This is a genomic window from Pontibacillus sp. ALD_SL1, assembly GCF_017355605.1.
Window position 1 is genome coordinate 233,527 of the sequence record NZ_CP062974.1, and the last position, 16,535, is coordinate 250,061.

Below are 16,535 nucleotides of genomic sequence, written 5' to 3' on the forward strand. Positions count from 1 at the left end.
TCTTAGTAAAGTACTCCTATTTCTAAACAGCATCAAATGACTACTCATTCAATACTTCTGTTTTCAATAGGAGTACTGCACACTACTTGCTTATCTTGCTTTCTTACATACAGCAATACCAAGGGGGTAATGGACTTCTTCCCGAGGTGGTTCAACGAGTACACCTTTTTGATAATAGAATTGTACTTCCTCGTAGTTTGTGAACAGTTGACGAAACTCTTCTGGTGTAATCTGGTGGACGTGAAACGGTGAGTAACAATCTACTCCGCGCCCTTCGCCAAAAGGTGTAGAGACAATAAGAGTACCACCAGGGTTAAGTAAACGTTCATAGTTTTGCAGAAGTTTCTCCTCTTCTTCTATATGTTCATATGTTTCAAAGCTTACAATCGTATCAAAAGTACCAAGTCTTTCGGGTAATTTCGGATCTGTGGCGTCCGCTACTTGGAAGTTAGACTTTGGATGGTGGTAAGCTCCTTTTGCATATTGAATAATATCAGAATCTATATCCACACCGATCATTTCGGATACTTCATGTTTTCTATCTTTAATCATCATGTGCGTACCGTAACCAGATCCGCATGATAAATCCAACACACGACCTTTTACATATGGTAATGCAAATTGATAGCGTGCCATATGCTCAAGCAACATCCCATTTGATGGTTTCATATATTCTGGGATAACGCGTTCTCCCGTATCTTCTACCATTTTTTTATACACCGCTTTCTAAGAGTGTGATATAGTGCTACTAGCTTCATTCTTTCATTATGCCACAGATTTGATGAGAGTAAAAAGAACAAGAGAACCTACATAAGAAGGATTGACAATAAATTGAAATGGTCGCTATACTTTATACTAATGCACCATTAATAGAAAGGCTGAGTAAAATGGATCAATCACAGAACTATCAAGAGAAAAAAGAAGATCCATCGCTGAAATTGTTTGTTGTGCTCTCCAAAGCGGCTCGAGCGATTTCAGATCGAGTGAAAGAAGACATCCAAACTCATGGCTTAAACCCGACAGAGTTTGGTGTATTAGAGTTGCTTTACCATCAAGGAGATCAACCTCTACAAAAGATCGGTGACAAAATCTTATTAGCAAGCGGTAGCATCACCTATGTGGTCGATAAATTGCAACAAAAAGGACTACTAGAAAGAAAACCTTGTCCAAAAGACCGCAGAATAACATATGCCGTGATTACAGAAGAAGGTCGCCAATTATTAAATGACATCTTCCCAAGCCACTGGAAACAAATCGAGAACATTACAGGTGGCCTAACTGACGACGAGAAGAAGCAACTGATCCCTATGCTGAAACAATTAGGGAAATATGCTGATGAATTATAATGAATATGTTTATGAAAAGCCTGTCTCCTGTGGGGGATGGGCTTTTTTTTGTGTTTAGGTGAGGGCTTATGTGTGGGAGCGGGGCTGACCGGCTTAAGTTCAGAGCGGGCGGCTCAAGCTGGGAGAGGGCGGCTTAACTTAGGCAAGAAACGGCTCGATTTGGGGGGAGGACCGAGGCCGAATGGCTCAAGTTGAGGGAGAACGGCTCAAGAGAAGGCGCAACGGCTTAAGTTGAGACGAAAACGGCTCAAGACTCCAAAATAACAGCTCAAGTCAGCCCAGCACGGCTCAAGTCCAAAGCGGCCGGCTCAAGTTGGGAGCGCACTGACTCAAGTTAGGCAAAAACCGGCTCGAGTTGAGAGCGGGCCGAGGCCGAGTGGCTCAAGTTGAGGGAGAAAGGCTCAAAAGGAGGCTGAACCGGCTCAAGCTGAGACGAGAACGGCTCAAGACTCCAAAATACCGGCTCAAGTCAGCCCAGCACGGCTCAAGTCCAAAGCGGCCGGCTCAAGTTAGGAGCGAACTGGCTCAAGTTAGGCAAAAACCGGCTCAAGTTAGGCAAAAACCGGCTCAAGTTGAGAGCGGGCCCTAGCGAGTGGCTCAAGTCCAGGGAGCACAGCCCCTGACCAAAGAACCAACCGGCCTACACTAAATCCCCCAGAATCCCGAAAGCATCACCCTGTTTAGGTTTCGAAAAGCATGGGAATTATGAGTAAAGACTTTGCACAAGGAGGATGATCTTTAATGAAAGTACTTGTAATTGGAGCAAATGGTCAGGTTGGTAAACATGTCGTTGATAAATTGAATTACTATAACCATGAACCGGTTGCGATGGTTCGTGACAAAGATCAAGTTCCTTATTTTGAAGAGCGCAATGTCCAAACGGTGCTAGGGGACTTAGAGAAAGATTTCTCTCATGCCTACGACGAAGTGGATGCTGTGATCTTTGCAGCAGGGTCAGGCCCGAACACGGGAGCTGATAAGACGATTATGATTGATCAGGAAGGTGCCATTAAGGCTATGAACCTTGCTGAACGTAAGGACGTTTCCAGATTTGTCATGTTGAGTTCTATAGCAGCGGACCGACCTGAAGTGGGTCCTGAAGAATTGAAGCACTACTTGTATGCGAAGGGCCGAGCGGATGAGTACCTACGTACAACTTCCTTGAATTATACAATTGTACGTCCAGGCGGTCTGACAAACGAACAAGGAACAGGAAAAGTTCAGATGAGCGAACATTTAGATATGGGAACCATTCCTCGTGAAGATGTAGGGAACGTATTAGCCTATGTCCTAACAGAGGATAGCGTCATCGGAAAGAGCTTTGATTTACTAAGTGGGGAAACCGACATTAAACAATTATTTGCGTAGAGGTGCACACATTTTAAGATAAAGTAGCCTGTCTCTTAGAAAGATAGGCTACTTCTTTTATATATGGGTACATAGAACCTGTGCATTTCTAATTTGAAATTAGAATTTAATAATTTCGACATAAAATTGCAAAAAAGATGTTTATTTTCATTTTATCAGGGTAAATTCAAGTAGAATCTAACGGACGCTAAGTTTTTGGAAATATATGTTGTCTTTAAGGGACTAACGACAGGGGGCTCATCGTGGCGAATCAACAAGTGGTAGTATATACAAGTAACGGATGCCATCATTGCGAAAATGTGAAAAGTTTTATGGAAGAATGGAATATTCCGTATACGGAGAAGAATATTTCAGCTGATAAAGAACATTACAAACAAATGAGAGCGAAACGTGTATATGGAACACCAGCTACATATGTGGGCGATGAATTGGTTTTAGGGTACCAAAAGCGTAAGCTAAAGAAATTACTGAACATTGATGAGGTTGCTTCTTATTTTAGGCAAGGGGCTGTAGGCCTTAATGATTAGAAGAATTGATGAAGGAGAAGAGGGAGGCCTCTTCTTTTTTTATGTAGAAAAAAGAGTCCATTTCATTTCACATTTTCCTTCTTTTAACATAGGCTATGAGTGGATAAAGAAGAAAGTATAGGAGGTGTGCAGTCATGAGGCGAAGACATCCTAATGATCAAAGGTTCCCAAACACTCCACTTGGTCCTTTTCCAATGGAAATGCCGTGGGAGGAGCAGTATTATCCAGGTCAGCCTCCTGTCTCACAAGGAGCTCCGTATCATGCACCCCAAGGCTACCAAAATCCATATGAACAATTTGCTAAGCCTCCTCAACCTAACCAGTGGGATCCTTATTACTCTCTGCAGCAACAATCTTCGTTATATGGACAGCAACAGAAACCGCCTGGTATGATGCAGTATTTTCAAGATAAGAACGGACAGCTTGATTTAGATAAGATGCTGTCAACAATGGGGCAAATGGCAAATACGGCGAATCAGTTTAGCCCACTTATGAAAGGGATCGGTTCGTTCATTAAAGGGTTTAAAGTGTAAAAAAGCCCCCAAGCCCAAGCGGGGGCTTTTTTGTGTTGTTCTGCAGGAGTTATGTTTTGCATTACTTTATGGAAACACCTACCATTAGGAGAGATATAATTGATTAAGGATGGAAGGGTGAGGCATCATGAGTGCACAAAATCAGACAGGACATGCACCTGTAAAAACCCCGTTTTATTATGGGTGGGTGATTGTATTTATTGCAGGATTAAGTGTCTTCTTTTCTGGTCCAGGACAGACCTATTCGGTTTCTATATTTATTGAAAGTTACATAGCTGATTTTGATTACACTCGTTCATTTGTTTCTGCGCTTTATTCTACTGCTACGTTGATCGCCGGGTTAACCCTCTTTATGGTAGGGAGACTTGTGGACCGGGTAGGGCAACGAATTATGATGGCTGTGGTTGGTATTCTCTTGGCGATCGCTTGTTTGTGGAACAGTGTGATGGTGGGGGCCATTATGATGTTTGTTGGCTTCTTTATGCTCCGTTTGTTTGGACAAGGTTCCATGACACTTATTCCAAATACACTTGTGCCTCAGTGGTTTATTGGAAAAAGGGGACGTGCGTTAAGCGTCATGGCTATTGGCGGATTCTTAAGTTCTGCCTTACTCCCACCCCTGAATACATGGCTTATCAATGACTTTGGGTGGCGTACAACTTGGATGATTTGGGGAGTAGCCTTAGCGGTGATTTTCGTGCCTCTTGCGATTTTCTTAGTTAGGAATCAACCGAAGGAGATCGGTGAGATTCCTGATGGTACACCAAAGCACAACGACCTTCAGCAAAACCCGAACGTTGAGGTGAATGAGGAGAACTGGACTCTTAAAGAGGCGATGAAAACAAGGGCTTTCTGGCTCATATTGTTCTGTGTGAGTGTCCCGGCGCTTGTGAATACGGGCGTTACGTTTCATTTAGTTTCAATTGTTCAGGGAAAAGGATTATCCGATGAGATTGCTGCGATCGTCCTTACATTGATGGCTGTTATTGGCTTCCCGGTTACGTTTATGGTTGGTTACCTTGTAGACAGAGTTTCCGTGCACTATGTGTTAGCGATCACGTTTGCTGGACATATCGTTGCTTTGTTTATATTATTGCAGGTCAGTTCTACAACAGGTGTCATTCTTTACGGAATTATATGGGGATTTGTGAACGGATTTGAACGCATTGTATTAAGTATTGTATGGCCTAACTACTTTGGGCGAGAGCATTTAGGTAGTATAAAAGGTCTAGCTCAAACGATTATGGTTTTAGGTTCTGCTTTTGGCCCTCTTCCATTTGGACTTTATTTTGATTGGTTCGGGGGTTATGAAGGAATCTTGTGGATTATGATTCTGTTTCCATTGATCGCGATGATCTTCTCTTTGCTTTCTCCAAAACCAAGTTACCAGGCTTACCATGGGTAAGTAGTTCGTAATATACAAAAGGCGCAGAGCTATACGCTCTGCGCCTTTTTATGGAGATAGCGGTTTTTTTAAAGCTCTGGCTTACTCCATTAAGGTTAATGATCGTTCGTTCAATCTTTAAAGAAAGAGATCACAAAGCCGCCTTCACCAGCATGGGTCGCAATAAGAGGGCCCATTTCTACAAGCACGGATTCTTTAAAGGGATAGCGATCCATCATTTCTTGTAGGAGGTTCTTAGCTTTGTCCTCTGCGGTGCTGTAAGACATGGCGATAACCTTGTTCTCAAAGTCCTTGGAGTATTCGCCGATTTGTTCAACAAAACGACGGACTGCTTTCTTATTCCCTCTAACTTTTTCGGTAACTTCAATCGTGCCTTCAGGACTGCCGTGCATTAAGATCTTAATATTAAGGGTTTTTGCAATCGCACCTTTAAAACGACTTAGACGACCGCTCTTCATCAAGTTCTCAACCGTGCGAAGTAGGATGAGCGTTGCTAACTTACTCACGCGTTCGTTCATGTGATCGGTTAATTCCTCGATTGTATAGCCTTCCTCAATACGCTTCCCGGCTTCATCGACTAAAAGCGTCATGCCTGATGTAGCTGAACGTGAGTTGATCACTTCAATTTTTCTCTCAGGCTCTTCTTCTAAAAGCATCTCTTTCGCTAATAGGGCATTCTCATACGTCGTGCTTAGTTCTTTAGATAAAGCAATCATAAGAATTGGCTTTTCTGGGTCCACAGTTTTGTAGGCTTCATAAAAAGCATATGGACTTGGTGCTGATGTACGAGGGAGCTCCTCAGCTTGTCTCATTTTGTCGTAAAAGGTAGGAGAGTCGATGTCTACCCCGCCTAAGAACTGCTCGTCTCCAAAATGGATGTTAAGAGGGATAAAATGAACGTTATAACGATCCAGTAAATCTTTTGGAAGATCTGCTCCTCCATCTGTCATGAGTTGAATATTCATGCGTTCACCTGCTTTTAAAAATTTTTCTGATGGGATTATATATACTATATATTTATTTATATGTCTTCCTTAATGGAAATCTGTTTGGATTTCTTGGAGGTACTATATATAAATAAGCTTAATCCAACGATAACGATTACGCCTCCTAGCCATTGTGACCATGATAGGGTTTCCCCGAGGATGACGTAAGCTAAAAGAGAGGCACCTACGGGTTCAAATACGATACTCATTGAAATGGTTGATGTGCTTAGCCATTTTAGTGACCAGTTAAATAAAGTATGGCCTAAAAATGTGGGGATGATAGCTAAGGCTAAGAAAATCATCCAATATTGACTTGGATACCCGTAGAACGGATTCTGTAAAATGATGTTATAAATAAATAATGTAATGGTACTGATTCCATAGACCACAAATGTGTAGGTCACTAGGGGAAGCCGTTTTCTTACAGTCTGTCCAAGTAAGAAGTATCCTGTAACCATCATGGCTCCAAGTAGTGCTAAGATATCACCTAATAAGGCTAACCCACTTATTTGAAAGTCTCCCCAACTGATGACAACGCTACCTGTGATTGCAATTAGCATACTAAGGATAGCACCGACTGTAAACCTTTCTTTAAAGAAGAGAAAGGTTCCAATGAAAGCAAATATTGGCTGTAGTGTCACTAATACCACAGAACTTGCAACAGAGGTATAGTTTAAAGATTCGAACCATAGGATAAAATGAAAAGCAAGGAAGACGCCAGCTGCTATAGATAAGATCCAGTCTTTGTTAGTGATGGATTTAAATTCTTTGCGATGCTTGGTTAACACAAAGGGAGCCATAAGAAGTACGGCGAACAGTAAGCGATATAGAGCGATTATAGACGCTGGAGCTGTCGCGGCCAATTTAACAAAGACGGCGGCAGTAGATACGGAGAGGACTCCGATGACGATGGCGATATAGGGGTTAAATGGTGGTTTATTCAATGTACCCACCTCCATCCGAGTTCGTTAGCGTTTATCTTATTTTACCATTGATCTTAAGGTAAGGATACTTTAAACTTGCATGAATTGCCGGATTGAAAACAGTGTGGTAGAATAAAGTATAAATCAACTCGTACCGAAAGCCCTCTTCCAGCTGTGAGGATGGCTTTTTTTACGTGCTTCTCTTTGGCATAACTAGAGAGAACAAAAAAGGAGTAGAAAAACGAAGTGACAAATTTTTATTCATTAGGTTTATCCAAATCAGTTTTAAAATCCGTTCAAGAGATGGGTTTTGAGGAAGCTACACCAGTCCAAGAGCAGACAATTCCTCTTGCGATGGATGGAAGAGACGTGATCGGTCAAGCGCAAACAGGTACAGGTAAGACTGCAGCCTTCGGTATTCCAATGATCGAGAAGATCGACGAGAATATGAAGAAGATTCAAGGTCTAGTTATTGCGCCTACTCGCGAGCTAGCTATGCAGGTAGCGACAGAGTTAAATAAGTACGGACAATATAAAGGTGTGAAAGTACTGCCTGTTTACGGTGGTACAGATATGGGACGTCAGATTCGTTCCCTTAAACAACAACCTCAAATTGTTGTAGCAACACCAGGTCGTCTATTAGACCACATTCGTCGTAAAACAATTCAGCTATCCAATATTCACACAGCTGTTTTAGACGAAGCAGATGAAATGCTTAACATGGGCTTCATTGAAGATATTAAAGATATTCTTAAAGCTGTTCCAATGCAGCGCCAAACATTACTGTTCTCAGCCACAATGCCAAAAGAGATTCATGAAATTGCTACGAGCATGATGAAGAAGCCTGAAACAGTTAAGCTTAAAGCGAAACAAATGACGGTTGAGAAAATCGATCAGTATTTCATCGAAGTAAACGACGGTAAGAAATTCGATACGTTAACACGTCTTCTTGATATTCACACGCCTGACTTAGCGATTGTATTCGCTCGTACGAAGAAGCGTGTTGATGAAATTACAGAAGGATTAAGCGCCCGCGGTTTCCGTGCTGAAGGAATTCATGGTGACCTGACACAAGGTAAGCGTATGAGCGTTCTGAAGAAATTCAAACGTGGTGGGGTTGAAGTACTAGTAGCAACAGACGTTGCAGCTCGTGGCCTGGATATCTCAGGTGTTACACACGTATACAACTTCGATATCCCTCAAGATCCTGAAAGCTATGTACACCGTATTGGTCGTACAGGTCGTGCTGGTAAGGAAGGGTACGCAGTTTCCTTCATCACACCAAGAGAAATGGCTCACCTTAACCTAATTGAGAAGACTACAGGGCGTAAGATTGATCGACTTCCGATTCCATCAAATGATCAAGCTCTTAAAGGTCAACAGAACATCGCGATTGAGAAACTTGTTCAATCCATTGAATCTGATAACCTTGAGTCTTATGAGAGCACAGCAGCTGAATTACTAGAACAGCATGATTCTGTATCTGTAATTGCAGCAGCGCTTAAAATGCTAACGAAAGAGCGTAAAGACGTACCTGTACAACTAAGCTACCTTGCGCCAGTTAGTACAAAGCAAGCTCACAAAGATAAACAAAAACGCGGTGGTGGCGGCAAACGCTATAACCGTAATGGTAATGGCGGTCCTAAAGGTAAAGGCGGCTACAACCGTAATGGCAAATCTGGCGGTGGTTACAACAAATCCCGTTCACAAGGCCAGAACAAAGGCAACCGTAACCGTAAATACCAAAACTCAAACCGCAATAATTCCTAAGACCTCGAAAATCCCTGCTCAACTGAGCAGGGATTTTTTTCGTTTCTTTAGTGAACGAAAGCGTGTCTGGCACGCACCAGTGCTCTAAAGGATTGCAGGGTGTCAGACACGCGTCAGTGCTCTAAAGGGGTGCAGGGGCTTCTTTGTTTGGTGATTGGGTAATTTTGTTATAGTATAGTTATGAGAATTTTCATATTGTTCAGGGAGAGTGTTATTGTGGTGGGGAAAAGGAAGGTCGATGTTGCGATCGATGAAATTGGTCGAGTCATATATGGTAAACGTGAAGTTGTTGAGTTGTTGCTGATCGGTATGATTGCGCGAGGGCATGTTCTTCTAGAAAGTGTGCCGGGTTCTGGTAAAACCAAACTTGCTAAGAGTTTCGCTAAAGTGATTGATGGAACATTTAGCCGGATTCAGTTTACGCCAGACGTCCTGCCTTCAGACGTAACGGGGATTCAATTCTTTAACCCTAAGACGCAAGAGTTTGAGTTACGCAAAGGGCCAGTTATGACGAATGTATTGTTAGCGGATGAAATTAACAGGGCTACGCCCAAAACCCAGTCCAGTTTACTAGAGGTTATGGAAGAGCACCAAACAACCATTGATGGAGAAACATTCTCGATTCAAAGCCCCTTTATTGTCATTGCAACCCAGAACCCAGTTGAAAGCAATCACGGAACCTTTCCGTTGCCAGAAGCACAGCTCGATCGATTCTTATTTAAAGTGGATATGGGGTATCCGAGTGAAGAGGAAGAAAGAGACATCATGAGGGCGTATTTGACTGAAGAGCCTCTAGATGCGCTCCAATCAACCTTAACACCTGAGGATTTAGTCAGTATGCAAGAAGAAGTGAAGGAAGTACATATTGCAGATGTGGTGAATGATTATTTGCTTCGTTTGGTACGGGTATCCAGAGAACACACTGATATTGAATTAGGCATTAGTACAAGGGGGGCGCTTGCTTTAATGAGGGCAACCCAGGCACGAGCTTATCTTCGCGGCCGGTCGTATGTCAGTCCTGAAGATGTGAAGAGTTTAGTTCCATACGTATTCGAACACCGACTCATCTTATCTATGCAAGCCTCTATTCAAAAGACCCCAACAGAAGTGGTGAATGATCTATTAAACTCGGTTGAAGTGCCGGTTGAATCAGGAGCACGTACATAATGCAGTGGAGGAAAGAACTCGGATCTAGTTTAACGCAAAGTTATGATAAAGTTCTCGCCTTTAGCCTCATCCTCTTATTTACGAGCTTGGTATTTAATCGCTCAGCGGCCTTTATCATGATTGGGGCTGTTGTGGCTTTCGTTTCATTTAGTTTGATCTATGACCGTCTGATAGGAAAAGGGTTAACGTTTCAAAATGAGAAGCAAGCTTATAAGATGTTTCCTGGTGATCGCATAGAAATTCCTTTATCATTTGAAAACCAATCACGCTTGCCTATTATAAATGGTCGCTTTCAATTTAAAGTCGGCTCTGAAGTTCAAGGTGAGAAGTACGTTGTAAGTCAGGGAGATGAATGGACGAGGTACGAGGTTCCTCTTACCGTTGTAGAAAGAGGCAAAACGGAATGGTATGTGCCTTTTGAGGCCAAGCGTCGAGGAGTAACCATTATTCGTGACATCCATTATAGCTTTCCGCATCTCTTAAACTTCCATGAAATCTTCCTTTATTACCTGCCCTTTCATCGGCTTGAGCTCATTGTTTATCCAAAACCTTTGCCCGTTTATGGGATTGAGGAGCGTAATCACATGACTCTTGGTTCTCAACAGGCGCGGCTATCTCCATTTGAAGACCCGGTTAGCCCTATGGGGACTAGAGATTATACAAGCTCGGATCCTTTTCACCGGATTCATTGGAAAGCATCAGCAAGGAAACAAACGTTACAGACAAAAGTTCTTGAGAAGAATTGGGACCATACGTGGAGTATCGTTATTAATCTAACTGATCCTTCCCTTGGTGGGCATTTGAATGTGGCATCTAACATTGAAGCGGTCCTTTCCTATGCAGCTTATATGTGTCAGTTAGCCACTAAGAAAGGTTATCCTTTTGAACTCTATATAAATGCTCGTAAAATAGGAAATCCTCCTTTTTATTACTTACCCGAGGGTAGTGGCAAGGAACATTTACAAAAGGCGCTGGAATTGATTGCGCGTATTAAAACAAGAGAGCTAGGGATCTCGTTCTCTGTTGTTCTTCACCGGTTTGATCACCAATTATATAAGCCGAAGACCATATTTTTATTAGGAGAGCAAACCGAAGAAGTGAAGCGATATGCGCATAAATGGAATAGGCAAAAGTTTCGTGTCTATACGGTTCAGGACCAGGGAGACTTCGCAACGCTTCGGGACCCGCTAGAGAAGGAGGATGTCTATGGATAATCGTAGAACCTCTGTTGCAAAAACCTACTTGTGGATTGGCGAAGCGATGATGTTTTATCTATTGTTAGGACCCATTTACTTCCTGTTCTACCCTGGTGAACCACTACCGTTTTGGAGCTTCTTGCTCGTTGTTGTGGTGTCAAAACTGCTGTTATCTCTTGGTGTGAAGATCACCACGAGTTATATTATCATTATTCTCTACGTTCCGTTGACTGCACTTGTAACATCCTACTTCAGTCCATTTAATCTCATCATTTCCATTCTGTTGAGTTGTTACTTGGCATGGCGTTTTATCGTTCATGAGCGAGACCCTGAGCTAAGCAATGAACAAGTTTTACTTATGGTGTCGCTCCTTTTCCTTATTTTAAACGTTCTCTTCTTCAATCAGACGTCTGTTTATTTTATGGCAGCCCTCCAATTAGTGGTTCTTGTCTTCGGATATTTATTGAGTCATGTCTTGAGTGTTGATGCTCAAGCTAATAAGAATTCGGTATACATTAGAACCACGTCTGTAATGGGGCTGTTTGTCGGTGTAACCATTGGGGTCTTTCTCATCTATGACCTTTTTCGAGCCGGTTTTACCGGTGGGGGTGCTCTGATTGCGCAAGTATTTGGCTTAATTGTAAGGGGTATATTGTTCTTGTTTAGCTGGGCTGGATTAGGAGACGAATGGAACGAAAAGATCAATGAAATAGAACCCGCTGATATGGAACTAGAGGAAAATGGGGTAGGGGAAGAGCAACCTGATCCTGGTGTCGCTCCTGATCTATCTGAACTGATGTATTGGGGAGCCCTCTTCATTATCCTTGTAATTGGTATTGCTGTGGCTATTCGATCGAGGAATAAAAAGATTGAGCCCACCGTAGACACTTTTAAAGAGGAGCATTCCGTTACCTATTCAAACCTATCGTCTGAAAGAAAGCCCCTGCGGCATTCGTCGTTCAAGCGTTTATTCCAAAGCGCCCCGAATGATAAAGCAAGGAAACTTTTCTTTAACTTCGAAGCCTTCGCTGCCAAAACCGGATATGGACGTGCGCCATCTGAAACAATTGAGGAATGGTTTGAACGACTTGGCGTGCGAGACGGTAACGCTGATCTTTATCAGAAAGTTCGTTATGGAGATCAGCCGCTTACAACAAGAGAACTTGAGACCTTTAAAGATACGATGGAGTCTCTAAGAAACGCCATTCGAAAAAAATAATGAAAAATCACTTGATATCAACAGAAGTTTTCATAACTCAGGACGTAGCGCCACCAAAAAAGGCTCAGAGTCTTATTCAATAAGCTCTGAGCCTTTTGTATACTATTCTTAAATAAAGCGTCCAAGTAAGCCGGCGATAATGAGGATCACAAGCATCCCCCATAATAATTTAGGTAGATATTTTCGCCAGGGAATTCGTCTTTTATTCCACCGATTTGGATCGAATCCGATATCGGAGTCCGATCCTCTTCGTCTGGAGCGAGAAAAATTCATCGTAAACGTCTGAGCCCCAGAAGTTACAATTGGTCCGAGCGCTAACCCTCCAATCAATCCGAAGATATGCCCGTAAATGTTAATGTTTGGGCGAATGAATGTCATCACAAGCCCTATTACCGTAATGGTTAAAACAATCTGAGCATTGGCCTGATCGATGAGGTGCTTTTTAGCATAAATCATATAAAGGTAGACGCCAAAAAGTCCAAATATGGCTCCTGATGCTCCCACATGAAGATAATAATCCGGTCCGAGTAAAAAGGTGCCAATATTTCCGGCAAAGCCAGCCCCAAGATAGGCTAACAAGAACTTCCCTTTCCCAAGCATCTGTTCAAGGGCAGGACCGAATAAGACGAGAGAGAATGAATTAAATATCATGTGCGCTAGTCCGGCATGGAAGAAAATCGGTGTAATCAGTCTCCAATATTCCCCGTCGGCAGTGGCTAGATTATTTCCGTTTCCTAAGCGTTCTAATTGAACGAAATAGGAGATTTGCAGAAGATCTCCGGTCAGCCAGAGGAAGATATGAATACCGATTAAGGTAGCTACAATTGGATAGAAGCGAATAAAGTCTTGAAAGGATTCTGTCCGAAAAAACATAATCAGTTCTCCTTACTGTAAAATAAGTTGATATCAGCTTATTTCATTATACAATGAAACCAGTACATTCATGTTACAAACTGCATGATCAAACCAGAAAAGGTTATCATGAATACATATAGGAAAGTGGTGGTATGGATGATTAAAGGAATTGGTGTTGATTTGGTAGAGATTGAACGTATAGAACAAAGTCTTGAGTCTAATCAACGCTTTCTACAACGAATATTAACAGAAAACGAACAAGATTTGCTAAAAAATATAACCGCATCGAAAAGACAAGCTGAATTTGTAGCAGGACGATTTGCAGCTAAAGAAGCTTTTGCTAAAGCGATGGGAACAGGGATTGGGAAGGAGTACTCCTTTTTAGATATCACGGTTTCACGAACGGATCAAGGTGCCCCTTTAATTGATGTGAAGAATTTTCCCTTCAAGATTTGGCTATCCATTGCACATAGCAAAAGCCATGCTATTGCTCAGGTTGTCATTGAAGAATAAAAAAGCTTGTCAGGCTAGTCTGCATAATCGCATACTTTGTCTCATATGATTTTAGTGCGGGTAGGAGGGAACGATTTGCACATTGTCACCGCAAAAGAAATGTACGATACGGACCGTTACGCTATGGAAGAAATGGGGCTTCAAGGTCACATGTTAATGGAGAATGCTGGCCGAGCTGTAGCTACAGAGATTGAAAAGTATGTGTCTTCAAAAGACCAGATACTCATTCTTGTTGGAAAAGGCAATAACGGGGGGGATGGGTTCGTTATTGCTCGTACATTGCTACAAAGAGGGTACAGCGTAGAGGTTTTGCAGATTCCGAATGATGAAGACATTCAGGGGGATGCGTTAACCCATCGGGAGATCTATGAAGCATTTGGGTATGGCTATCATACGTTTGAAGATCTGAATTCATTGATGACCTTTAGTTCCGGGAAGAACGTCATCATCGATGCCATGCTTGGGATCGGCGTAAAGGGGCCGCTTCGTTCCCCGTATGACGAGATTGTGCCGTATGTGAATCAGCTGGACGCGAAAGTCATTTCAGTTGACCTCCCAAGTGGAATTCCTGCGGATGAAGGAATATCATTTGAAGGAGCGATTCAATCGAATTATACGATCGTTATTCAGTATCCAAAAGTCTCAGCCTTTTTACAACACATGGCTCCTTTTTATGGAGAATGGAAAGCTGTTGATATAGGTCTTCCTGATCACCTTCTGCGAGGCAAGCCCGAATCATGTGGCGTATGGACAAAAGAGGATGTAGTAGCTAGTTTACCAGAAAGGGAGCCTTTCTCTCATAAGGGCTCGCATGGTAGGGGCCTAGTAATCGGTGGGGCTCTTCAAATGCCTGGGTCTGTCACAATGACTTCAAGGGCAGCACTTCGAGCGGGGGCGGGGCTTCTGACAGTAGCGACTGTAAAAGATGTTATTTCTATCCTTGCATCGTCTGTAACGGAAGCTACATTTATTGCACTGGAAGAACAAGCTGGGAAAATCAACTCTGTAGATGGAATCGAATACGCCTACGACGGAGTCGCCATTGGAATGGGGATGGGACGGCATCAAAAAGGGGGAGAGCTTTTAGAAGAAGTCCTTGAACAGGCGGAATCACCTGTTCTCATCGATGCAGATGGATTGTATGCTTTAAAAGCCCATTTACCTCATATGAAATCCCGTCCTTACCCAACCATTCTAACTCCTCACCCAGGAGAGATGGCTCACTTACTAGGTGTTGAGGTTCCTGAATTACTACAGAAGCCTTTTCAGTATTCCAGACAGTTTGCATCTCGTTACGGTGTTTTCGTTGTATTGAAAGGGGCTTTCACCCTTGTTACCACTCCAGAAGGAAATCAGTGGATTCATACAGCAGGAAACGTTGGGTTAGCAAAAGGCGGGAGCGGAGATGTCCTTGCTGGCATGCTGCTCGCAATGATGATGCAACCGCAATCGATCGAAGAAGCGCTGAATAACGGAGTCTGGCTACATGGATCCACGGCTGACCAATTAACAGAAGACACCCATTCAACGTATGACTTGTTAGCTACTGATCTTATTGACGGTCTTTCGAAAACGTATCGTACACTTCTTTCTGAGTAAGGTGAGTGCGTTCCCTTTGTCCATTCAAATGAGACAAAGGAGTTGTAATTATGAAGAAAAGATATTGGCTCTGGATCGTCGCCTCACTTATGCTCGTACTATCAGCTTGTGGGGAGAAGTCAAAAGAAGACGTTGTCCAGTCCTTACAGAAGAAGTTAGAAGAAATGAGTGGCTATAAAACGGAAGCGACGATGACATTGAAGACAGGTGAAGAAGAGCAAAAGTATAAAATTGATGTATGGCATAAGAAAAAGGACTATTACCGTGTACTGCTAAATAACGAACAAGACGAGAAAAACAGTCAAATCATTTTGAAAAATGAAGACGGCGTGTACGTATTAACACCTGCGCTGAATAAGAGCTTTAAGTTCCAGAGTGATTGGCCAAACAACAGCAGCCAGCCTTACTTGTATAACTCGCTCGTAGCTGATGTAGTGAAGGATCAGGATGCTAGCTTTGAGACAACAGAAACGTATTACGTATTTGAAACGAAGACAAACTATCAAAATAGCAAAAATCTACCTTATCAAGAAATCTATTTTGATAAGAAGAGCTTAACGCCTGTGATGGTGAAAGTGCTAGACAAAGACCGCAAGCCGCTCGTAGAAGTTGAATTCTCCTCTTTCGAATTGAATCCAAAATTCAGTGATGATGCTTTCACGACAGAGAAGAATATGACAAGCGGAGCTCTTGGAATTCCAGTAATGGCTGATGGAGTAGAGAACGATCCAACACCATTTACGGTTCTGTACCCAGAAGCAAGCGTAGGGAATGCAGAGCTTGATGAGCAAAAAGAGGTTGATATGGAAAATGGCAAACGAGTTATCCTAAGCTTTAAAGGAGATAAATCGTATACGCTGATTCAAGAATCATGGACATCCTATCCAGCTAGTGCCACTGTCCCTGTCGAAGTTTCCGGTGAAATTGTAGACTTAGGCTTCACCATGGGGGCTCTTTCTGGATCAACATTAGAGTGGAGTCACGAAGGGATGAACTTCTACCTCGCTAGTGAAGATCTGACGAAAGAAGAAATGATTCAGGTTGCCCAATCTGTTCAAGGAAAAGTAGTGAAATAATGTCTCTATATCCAGCAGCAGACTCAGATGCTCCATTATATGAGTCTGCTTT

At 42.6% G+C, this 16,535-nt stretch carries 16 protein-coding genes; 12 read left to right on the plus strand and 4 right to left on the minus strand.

Annotated elements, in window-relative coordinates; genetic code table 11:
• Positions 1-90 precede the first annotated feature (90 nt).
• A complete protein-coding gene (locus IMZ31_RS01320) occupies positions 91-708 on the minus strand; it encodes a class I SAM-dependent methyltransferase (RefSeq protein WP_207528898.1) in 618 nt (205 codons plus the stop codon).
• Between the two features lie 179 nt (positions 709-887).
• Between IMZ31_RS01320 and IMZ31_RS01325 the strand changes: the two genes are divergently transcribed.
• From IMZ31_RS01325 to IMZ31_RS01345, 5 genes are all read left to right on the plus strand, one after another.
• A complete protein-coding gene (locus tag IMZ31_RS01325; RefSeq protein WP_207528899.1) occupies positions 888-1,346 on the plus strand; it encodes a MarR family winged helix-turn-helix transcriptional regulator in 459 nt (152 codons plus the stop codon).
• Between the two features lie 741 nt (positions 1,347-2,087).
• Positions 2,088-2,714 (plus strand): SDR family oxidoreductase, encoded by a 627-nt coding sequence (locus IMZ31_RS01330; RefSeq protein ID WP_207528900.1) that lies wholly within the window; start codon positions 2,088-2,090, stop codon positions 2,712-2,714.
• 242 nt (positions 2,715-2,956) lie between these two features.
• Positions 2,957-3,241: a glutaredoxin family protein gene (locus tag IMZ31_RS01335; protein ID WP_207528901.1), complete on the plus strand. Its 285-nt coding sequence runs from the start codon at positions 2,957-2,959 to the stop codon at positions 3,239-3,241.
• A gap of 134 nt (positions 3,242-3,375) precedes the next feature.
• Positions 3,376-3,774, plus strand: coding sequence for a YppG family protein (locus IMZ31_RS01340; RefSeq protein WP_207528902.1), 399 nt, complete (start codon positions 3,376-3,378; stop codon positions 3,772-3,774).
• 127 nt (positions 3,775-3,901) lie between these two features.
• Positions 3,902-5,179, plus strand: a complete 1,278-nt coding sequence (locus tag IMZ31_RS01345; RefSeq protein WP_207528903.1) for an MFS transporter — start codon at positions 3,902-3,904, stop codon at positions 5,177-5,179.
• Positions 5,180-5,289: 110 nt separating this feature from the next.
• On the opposite strand, the gene IMZ31_RS01350 is transcribed toward IMZ31_RS01345, so the two are convergent.
• Together IMZ31_RS01350 and IMZ31_RS01355 are read right to left on the minus strand one after the other, a co-directional pair.
• Entirely contained in the window at positions 5,290-6,144 is an 855-nt protein-coding gene (locus tag IMZ31_RS01350; RefSeq protein ID WP_207528904.1) for a DegV family protein, read from the minus strand.
• Between the two features lie 56 nt (positions 6,145-6,200).
• Positions 6,201-7,109 (minus strand): DMT family transporter, encoded by a 909-nt coding sequence (locus IMZ31_RS01355; RefSeq protein ID WP_207528905.1) that lies wholly within the window; start codon positions 7,107-7,109, stop codon positions 6,201-6,203.
• Between the two features lie 225 nt (positions 7,110-7,334).
• Between IMZ31_RS01355 and IMZ31_RS01360 the strand changes: the two genes are divergently transcribed.
• From IMZ31_RS01360 to IMZ31_RS01375, 4 genes are all read left to right on the plus strand, one after another.
• Positions 7,335-8,858, plus strand: a complete 1,524-nt coding sequence (locus tag IMZ31_RS01360; RefSeq protein WP_305849398.1) for a degradosome RNA helicase CshA — start codon at positions 7,335-7,337, stop codon at positions 8,856-8,858.
• A 219-nt stretch (positions 8,859-9,077) separates the two neighbouring features.
• On the plus strand, positions 9,078-10,025 hold the full coding sequence (locus IMZ31_RS01365) for an AAA family ATPase (RefSeq protein WP_371825470.1): 948 nt from the start codon (positions 9,078-9,080) through the stop codon (positions 10,023-10,025).
• Complete coding sequence (locus IMZ31_RS01370; protein ID WP_207528907.1) at positions 10,025-11,239, plus strand: DUF58 domain-containing protein; 1,215 nt, start codon at positions 10,025-10,027, stop codon at positions 11,237-11,239. Before IMZ31_RS01365 ends, IMZ31_RS01370 begins: the two co-directional genes overlap by 1 nt.
• On the plus strand, positions 11,232-12,440 hold the full coding sequence (locus tag IMZ31_RS01375) for a DUF4129 domain-containing protein (RefSeq protein WP_207528908.1): 1,209 nt from the start codon (positions 11,232-11,234) through the stop codon (positions 12,438-12,440). The genes IMZ31_RS01370 and IMZ31_RS01375 overlap by 8 nt, the downstream gene beginning before the upstream one ends.
• A gap of 108 nt (positions 12,441-12,548) precedes the next feature.
• On the opposite strand, the gene IMZ31_RS01380 is transcribed toward IMZ31_RS01375, so the two are convergent.
• A complete protein-coding gene (locus IMZ31_RS01380; RefSeq protein WP_207528909.1) occupies positions 12,549-13,313 on the minus strand; it encodes a rhomboid family intramembrane serine protease in 765 nt (254 codons plus the stop codon).
• Between the two features lie 138 nt (positions 13,314-13,451).
• On the opposite strand from IMZ31_RS01380, the gene acpS reads away from it, so the two are divergent.
• The 3 genes from acpS (at position 13,452) to IMZ31_RS01395 (ending at position 16,483) form a co-directional block, all read left to right on the plus strand.
• Positions 13,452-13,808 (plus strand): holo-ACP synthase, encoded by a 357-nt coding sequence (gene acpS, locus IMZ31_RS01385; RefSeq protein WP_207530264.1) that lies wholly within the window; start codon positions 13,452-13,454, stop codon positions 13,806-13,808.
• A 75-nt stretch (positions 13,809-13,883) separates the two neighbouring features.
• Positions 13,884-15,407: an NAD(P)H-hydrate dehydratase gene (locus IMZ31_RS01390; RefSeq protein ID WP_207528910.1), complete on the plus strand. Its 1,524-nt coding sequence runs from the start codon at positions 13,884-13,886 to the stop codon at positions 15,405-15,407.
• A 50-nt stretch (positions 15,408-15,457) separates the two neighbouring features.
• Positions 15,458-16,483, plus strand: a complete 1,026-nt coding sequence (locus IMZ31_RS01395) for a LolA family protein (RefSeq protein WP_207528911.1) — start codon at positions 15,458-15,460, stop codon at positions 16,481-16,483.
• Positions 16,484-16,535 lie beyond the last annotated feature (52 nt).

Bases quoted from the DNA above. Each gene is read 5' to 3' on its own strand.
- IMZ31_RS01375 (WP_207528908.1), top strand. From the start codon at position 11,232: ATGGATAATCGTAGAACCTCTGTTGCAAAAACCTACTTGTGGATTGGC.
- IMZ31_RS01340 (WP_207528902.1), top strand. From the start codon at position 3,376: ATGAGGCGAAGACATCCTAATGATCAAAGGTTCCCAAACACTCCACTT.
- IMZ31_RS01345 (WP_207528903.1), top strand. From the start codon at position 3,902: ATGAGTGCACAAAATCAGACAGGACATGCACCTGTAAAAACCCCGTTT.
- acpS (WP_207530264.1), top strand. From the start codon at position 13,452: ATGATTAAAGGAATTGGTGTTGATTTGGTAGAGATTGAACGTATAGAA.
- IMZ31_RS01395 (WP_207528911.1), top strand. From the start codon at position 15,458: ATGAAGAAAAGATATTGGCTCTGGATCGTCGCCTCACTTATGCTCGTA.
- IMZ31_RS01370 (WP_207528907.1), top strand. From the start codon at position 10,025: ATGCAGTGGAGGAAAGAACTCGGATCTAGTTTAACGCAAAGTTATGAT.
- IMZ31_RS01330 (WP_207528900.1), top strand. From the start codon at position 2,088: ATGAAAGTACTTGTAATTGGAGCAAATGGTCAGGTTGGTAAACATGTC.
- IMZ31_RS01325 (WP_207528899.1), top strand. From the start codon at position 888: ATGGATCAATCACAGAACTATCAAGAGAAAAAAGAAGATCCATCGCTG.
- IMZ31_RS01380 (WP_207528909.1), bottom strand. From the start codon at position 13,313: ATGTTTTTTCGGACAGAATCCTTTCAAGACTTTATTCGCTTCTATCCA.
- IMZ31_RS01320 (WP_207528898.1), bottom strand. From the start codon at position 708: ATGGTAGAAGATACGGGAGAACGCGTTATCCCAGAATATATGAAACCA.
- IMZ31_RS01350 (WP_207528904.1), bottom strand. From the start codon at position 6,144: ATGAATATTCAACTCATGACAGATGGAGGAGCAGATCTTCCAAAAGAT.